Origin of the sequence: Isoptericola sp. NPDC057391, assembly GCF_042668085.1 — a bacterium.
Taxonomy (GTDB): Bacteria; Actinomycetota; Actinomycetes; order Actinomycetales; family Cellulomonadaceae; genus Isoptericola.
Genome location: NZ_JBHVBO010000032.1, coordinates 21,144 through 27,236, shown reverse-complemented (window position 1 = coordinate 27,236; position 6,093 = coordinate 21,144). Strand labels below are relative to the sequence as shown.

6 protein-coding genes are annotated in these 6,093 nt (G+C 73.4%); 4 read left to right on the top strand and 2 right to left on the bottom strand.

Translation table 11 applies throughout. The features are described 5' to 3' along the window. The first annotated feature begins 151 nt into the window (after positions 1 to 151). The 3 genes from ACFUVW_RS07030 to ACFUVW_RS07020 all read left to right on the top strand — a co-directional run bounded on the left by ACFUVW_RS07030 (position 152) and on the right by ACFUVW_RS07020 (position 3,545). On the top strand, positions 152 to 538 hold the full coding sequence (locus ACFUVW_RS07030; protein WP_430570608.1) for an MmcQ/YjbR family DNA-binding protein: 387 nt from the start codon (positions 152 to 154) through the stop codon (positions 536 to 538). After that, positions 535 to 900, top strand: coding sequence for an MmcQ/YjbR family DNA-binding protein (locus tag ACFUVW_RS07025; protein ID WP_430570607.1), 366 nt, complete (start codon positions 535 to 537; stop codon positions 898 to 900). Before ACFUVW_RS07030 ends, ACFUVW_RS07025 begins: the two co-directional genes overlap by 4 nt. Before the next feature lie 395 nt (positions 901 to 1,295). Then, on the top strand, positions 1,296 to 3,545 hold the full coding sequence (locus ACFUVW_RS07020) for a LuxR C-terminal-related transcriptional regulator (RefSeq protein ID WP_430570606.1): 2,250 nt from the start codon (positions 1,296 to 1,298) through the stop codon (positions 3,543 to 3,545). 16 nt (positions 3,546 to 3,561) lie between these two features. Here ACFUVW_RS07020 and ACFUVW_RS07015 read toward each other — a convergent pair whose 3' ends face one another. Next, positions 3,562 to 3,882, bottom strand: coding sequence for a carboxymuconolactone decarboxylase family protein (locus ACFUVW_RS07015; RefSeq protein ID WP_430570605.1), 321 nt, complete (start codon positions 3,880 to 3,882; stop codon positions 3,562 to 3,564). A gap of 216 nt (positions 3,883 to 4,098) precedes the next feature. Between ACFUVW_RS07015 and ACFUVW_RS07010 the strand changes: the two genes are divergently transcribed. Further along, positions 4,099 to 4,479, top strand: coding sequence for an SHOCT domain-containing protein (locus ACFUVW_RS07010; protein ID WP_430570604.1), 381 nt, complete (start codon positions 4,099 to 4,101; stop codon positions 4,477 to 4,479). On the opposite strand, the gene ACFUVW_RS07005 is transcribed toward ACFUVW_RS07010, so the two are convergent. Continuing rightward, positions 4,457 to 5,872, bottom strand: coding sequence for a hypothetical protein (locus ACFUVW_RS07005; protein ID WP_430570603.1), 1,416 nt, complete (start codon positions 5,870 to 5,872; stop codon positions 4,457 to 4,459). The two genes, ACFUVW_RS07010 and ACFUVW_RS07005, sit on opposite strands and share 23 nt — an antisense overlap. Positions 5,873 to 6,093: the final 221 nt, after the last annotated feature.

The following is a 6,093-nucleotide window of genomic DNA, read 5'->3' as shown; positions in this document are numbered from 1 at the left end:
GTTGCGGCCGGGCGTCGTCCAGGGGCGCCTCGTGGAGGGAGCGGTAGGTCGACGTCATCGAGCCGAGCGGCACGCCCGCTCGTGCGACCACTCCTCGACACGTGCGTACCGTGGTGCGCACGTGGACGGCCGTGGACACCGAGGAGGACGGATGCAGGGCGAGGAGCTGCAGAAGTACGCACGCGAGCGCGCCGACGAGCTGCCGGGGTCCGGGCTGGAACACCCCTTCGGGCCGGACTGGGACGTCTTCAAGGTCCGGGACAAGGTCTTCATGCTGATGACCGACGTGACCGGAGAACCGATCGTGATCCTCAAGGCCGATCCGGAGGATGCGAGGGCGCTCCGCGAGGCCCACGACGACATCACGCCCGGCTACCACATGAACAAGCGGCACTGGATCACGCTGCGGCCCGGGGGTTCGATCCAACGAGACCTCGTGGAGGACCTGGTCACCGAGTCCTACCTGCTCGTCGTGGAGAACCTCCCCCGGGGTCGGCGTCCCGTCGCCCCGGCCACGTTCGGGAGCATAGGCCGGTGAGCCTGTCCGGAGAGCAGCTGCAGCAGGCGGCTCGCGACGTCGCCCGCTCGCTCGCCGGCGTCACCCACGGGCGCCCGTTCACCCCCCACCTGGACGTGTGGAAGGTCGCGGACAAGGTCTTCCTCATCGTCACCGACGACGATCCCGACGCCCAGATCATCACGCTGAAGGTCGACCCCCACCACGGCGAGGCCCTGCGTCGTGATCACGAGACGATCACCGAGGGTCGGTATCTCGACAAGCGGCACTGGGTGTCCGTCGCCGCCGGGCGGGGCATCACCCGGCACCTCGTCGAGGACCTCGTCCACGGCTCGTACGAGCTCGTCGTCGAACACCTGCCCGCAGACGACCGGCCGTCGTGAGCTCACAGCCACGGCTGCACGTCGACGCGCGGCTCGTTGTTCACTGGCCCGCCGCACTCACGGCGAAGGCCCCCTGACCAGCGTCTCCGCCGATCAGGGGGCCTTGCTCACGGGTGGGCGATACTGGGTTCGAACAAGCAACTTCCGCCGCTCTGACCAGCATCGACGATGCTTCTGAACCTGCCGTAGGCCACCAGTGGGCCATCGATCCGCAGCTCCGGAGAGCCTGACTCACAGCTGGTGCGGATCCCGCGCAAGCAGCATCCGTTCGCATCTTAGCGACCCCACGACGCGTGGCGACGTCGGCCTCGGCATCGGCGGTCTGCCACACTCCGGCGACGGGTTCGCCCGCTGGGAGCCTGCCGCTCGGCGACAGACCTTCCTACAGTCGGGACATGAGGCCCGCGACGGGCACCGAAACCGCCTACGCAGAGCTGGACCGGCGCCTGCTCGAGGTCCGGCTCGTCCCGCCGCGCCTGCGTGCCGGGACGGTGAGCCGCGCCACGATGATCGACGCCGCGCGGACGAGCGGCCGCCGGGTCGTGGGAATCACGGCGCCCGCCGGGTACGGCAAGTCGACGCTCCTGGCCGAGTGGGCGGCGCGGGACGAGCGAGCGGTCGCCTGGGTCTCCCTGGACCGGCTCGACGACGACCCGCAGCACCTGCTGGTCGTCCTCGCCTCCGCCGTCGCGCGGGCGCTTCCCGGGCAGGCGGACCTCGTCGCGGGCATGACCGGACCGGGCACGTCGGTGCTCGGCCGCGCGGCGCCTCGACTGGCGTCGGCGCTGCGCGCGGCGGCGACGCCGTTCGTGCTGCTGCTGGACGACCTGCACGTGCTCCGGTCCCCCGCGTGCCACGACGCCCTCGGCGTCGTCTTCGCCGACATCCCTGCGGGGTCGCAGCTCGTCGCGGCGAGCCGGTCCGCCCAGCCGCACCTGCCGCGGCTGCGCGCCGCCGGAGACACCGTGGAGATCGGTGCCGCCGACCTCGCGCTCGACGTCGCCGGGACCGAGCGGCTGTTCGAAGCTGCGCGCGTCCCGGTCACCCACGATGTCGCCGCAGCGGTGACCGAGCGCACCGAGGGCTGGCCGGCGGGCGTGTACCTCGCCTCGCTCGTCGCGCGGCACGGCGACCCGCGGGACGTCACGGTCACGGGCGGCGACCCGTACGTCGCCGACTATCTCAAGCGGGAGGCGTTCGAGCGGGTGCCCGCGACGGTGCAGCGCTTCCTGCGCCGCACGTCCGTGCTGGAGGTCCTGTCCGCGCCGCTGTGCGACGCGGTCCTCGGAGTGAGGACCTCGCAGCGGCTGCTCCGGCAGCTCGAGGCCGCGAACCTGTTCCTCGTGCCGCTCGACCGTCGCCGCGAGCTGTTCCGCTACCACGCGCTCTTTCGGGACTTCCTGCTCGGGGAGCTCGCGGTCGCCGAGCCCGGCCTCGCCGAGACCCTGCGGGTGCGCGCCGCCGACTGGTTCGAGTCGCAGGGCTCACCCGAGCAGGCGGTCGAGCACCTGCTGCCGACCACCGAGCGTGACCGCTGCGTCAGGCTCGTCACCAGGATCGTCATGACCAACTTCCAGGGTGGCCGCATCGCGACGATCCACCGGTGGCTGCGTGCGCTCGGCGACGAAGCAATCTCCCGCCACCCGCCTCTCGCCGTCCTCGCCGGGTACGTCGCCGTCTACGAGGGCCACCCCCTCGAGGCCGAACGGTGGGGAGCCGTGGCCGACGCCGCGTCCTACGACGGCGAGACCGTCGACGGGACCACGTCGTTCGACTCCGCGCGCGCGATGTTCCGTGCGCTGCGGTGCCCGCACGGGCCCGGACCGATGCTCGAGGACGCCCGCCGTGCGCTCGCCGCGGAACCGGCATGGAGCCTGTGGCGCGACACCGCGCTCACCCTGGCGGGCATCGCGCTGCTGCTCGAAGGGGACGTGGCGGGCGCCACGAGTCACCTCGAGGACGCCATCGAGACGGCGCTCGCCGTGGGCAGCGCGGACACTCTCGTGATCAGTGCCGGGGTGCTCGGGCAGCTGGAGATGGACAGCGGCCGGTGGCAGGACGCCGCGGGGCACGTGCAGGTCGCGCTGGACACGGTCCGGACGCACCGGATGGACGACTACCCGACCGCTGCTCTGGGCTTTGCCGTCGGGGCACGGCTCGCCCTGCGCCGCGGTGACCTGGCGGGGGTGCGTGACCTTCTGACCCGGGGGATGGCGGCCCGCGTGTCCTGCAGCCGTGTCTTTCCCACGCTCGCGGTGCGGGCCCGCCTGCAGCTGGCCCGCGTGTGCTGGTCGACGGGTGACGTCGCGTCGGCCAGGCACCTGCTGCGCGAGGTTGACGACGTCCTGGCCCACCGGCCCGCGCTGGGTACGCTCGTCGACGAGGCCGTTCGGCTGCGCGCGGCCGTCTCGGCGGACCCGCAGCGCGGGACGCCGGGCAGCACAGGGGCGCCCCTTACCCCCGCGGAGCTGCGCCTCCTGCCGTACCTGCAGACCCACCTGACCATCCGGGAGATCGCGGAGCGGCTGTTCGTCACCCGCAACACCGTCAGCTCGCAGGTGGGTTCGATCTACCGCAAGCTCGGCGTCTCCTCCCGCGGCGGGGCAGTCGCCCGCGCCACGGAGATGGGCCTGCTCGGCTCGTGACTGAGGCCCCGGCCGGTCATGGCGCGGCGTCGGCATCGAACAGGTCGAACCCGAGCGCCAGGGCGAGCTTGGGCGCCGCCGCAACGACGCTGGGCAGGCCGACGATCGGCACCACAGCGGCCAGGACGTCGACGACCTCGGGCGTGGTCACGCCCGCGCTCACGGCGTCGTCCACGAGACTGCCGTACGTGGGCTCCGCCCCGCCCACCGCGACGAGCGCGGCCAGACGCGCGACGGCGACCGCGCGCGCATCGAGCGCCGTCGGCGTCACCTCCTGCTCCACCTCGAGGCGCGGGTCGTTCACCGCGAAGCGCTGCAGACGGTCGATGTGGTCCACGGTGCCCGCCCCTCAGGTGTCGGTCGTCCTGCCGCCATTGACGCCCTCCTGCGCGCCCTTCGCATCACCCCGATCGCATGAACCCCTCGGCGGGGTGGCCGGAGGCACGGTCGCAGGACTTCATGCACTCTGCGTGACGACGCACGACGGATCCCGCGGCAGGCTGCGGTCAGGGCCGCGACGGTCAAGGCCCCCGGCTGCAAGGAGGGCAGTCCCGTGGACAGCTTCATGGACTGGTTCTGGCTCATGCTCTGGTGGTTCGCGTTCGTCATGTACCTGATGATCCTTTTCCACATCATCGGTGACCTGTTCCGCGACCACGAGCTGAACGGCTGGTGGAAGGCCCTGTGGGTCGTCCTGCTGATCGTGGTGCCGTTCCTGTCGGCCCTCGTCTACCTCATCGCGCGCGGCCGCGGCATGACGGAACGGCAGGCAGCGCGGGTGTCCGCCGCCCGCGCGGAGACTGACGCGTACATCCGCGCCACCGCCGGCGGGTCGTCCGCCGCCTCGCAGATCACCGAGGCGAAGTCCCTCTACGACGCCGGAGTGATCGATGACGCGGAGTTCGCTGCCCTCAAGGCGAAGGCGCTGGCCTGACGTCGACAGGGCCGGCATCGACGGGGCCGGCATCGGCTCCGGGCCGGGCGAGCAGCTCCAGCAGCGCGACCGCCGCGGCGGCCACGACGGTGGTGCCGACCACGAGGCCCGCCGTCGGGTCCGCCGCGAGCAGCAGGACGAGCGCGGCCACCGCGATCACGACACCTCGCGCGAAGGTCCGGTACCGCCCGAGCCAGAGCCCCACGGGCCCGGTCGTCCAGCCCCGGCGCTCGCCCCAGGTGCGGGCGCTCGCGAAGCCCCGGGCCGCGACGGCCCGCAGGCTGCGCGCCGTCGCGCTGTCGCCGGCGAGGAAGGCCGCCAGCGCGACGACGAGGCCGAGCACGCCGGCCGTGCGCAACGTCGCCCGCAGCGGCGTCGCGACGTGGTCGAAGACGGCCTCCGCCGCGTCCAGCCGGGCGACCTCGCCGCTCAGCGCGTCGAGGTACAGCCCACGCGCGACGGCGAGGGCGACGCCGAGCACCACCATCGCCGCCGCGAGGGCGAGGCCCGCCACCACGAGGGTGCGCAGGCGGTGCGCCGAGACGAGCACGCCGGCCGCCAGCAGGCCGAGCGCGACCCACGGCAGCCAGGTGGCCAGCGCGACGACCTGTCCGTACCGGTTCTGCGCCTCGACCAGCTGGGCGGACTGCATCACCATGAACGACGCGTCCACCGTGGGGATGCTCGCGGCCACGCCGAGCCCGCGGTCCACGAGCCGCTCCTTGAGCAGGTCGATCATCCCGGCGAGCTGGATGGTGAGCTGCCCGTCCTGCCCGACCTGCAGCAGCTCGCCGCCCCTCCCCTGCATGACGGCGACGAGCTCCTCGTGCGCGACGCGGTGCGCCCGCTCCCACGCGGACGAGAACGCGTCGCTGCTCACCACGCGGTCGGCGGCGCTGCGCACGAACGACTCGACCCCGTTCGTCAGCGGCGCCTCGAGCGCCGAGAGGGCCGCGACGGCGCGCGGGTCGACGTCGAGGTCGTCCAGGCCGGTCTCGACGTCGTCGAGCAGCGCGCCGACGTCGATCCGCGTCATCACCGCCTCGGTGAGCCGGCCCGCGACCGCCGACTGCACCACCGGGTCGTCGGCCAGCGGGGCCACCGACGCGACGTAGGCGTCGGTGTCGGTCAGCTGACGCTGGGCCCAGGCCGCGACGGCTCCGGCCGGCGCCAGCAGCGCGCCCAGCAGGACCAGGACGACGGCGCCTGCGCCGCGCCAGCGGTGCCGCGCCACGGGCGGGCCGGCCGCGGTGGTGGTGTGGCCGGTGCCGTCCGACACCGCGGCGAGCCGCGCCCGCAGGTCGGCGTTCTCCCGTTCGAGCCGTTCGAGCCGGGCCGCGACGTCGTGCGGGTGGGCGGCCTCCGCCCCCGGGGCGCGGTTGGTCTGTGTCATCGCCTCTGCACCTCTCCCGCCCCCGCGACGGGGCACCTCGACGCTAGGGAGGGCGCCGCCGTGTCACATCACCCAGAAGAGGTGAACGTCCGAAGGCGCGCCTGGTCCCTGTCTCGACGCCGGGTGAATTCCGCGGCGCGGGATCGCCCCCGGTGGCTTGGAGGGGAGACGCTGGCCCGAGGGCACGGCTCCCAGGAGCCCCCTCCACGTCGGCGTCGGCG

What these genes read in the sequence shown, in the direction of transcription:
- ACFUVW_RS07030 (WP_430570608.1), top strand. Translation starts at nt 152, where the DNA reads ATGCAGGGCGAGGAGCTGCAGAAGTACGCACGCGAGCGCGCCGACGAG.
- ACFUVW_RS07005 (WP_430570603.1), bottom strand. Translation starts at nt 5,872, where the DNA reads ATGACACAGACCAACCGCGCCCCGGGGGCGGAGGCCGCCCACCCGCAC.
- ACFUVW_RS07020 (WP_430570606.1), top strand. Translation starts at nt 1,296, where the DNA reads ATGAGGCCCGCGACGGGCACCGAAACCGCCTACGCAGAGCTGGACCGG.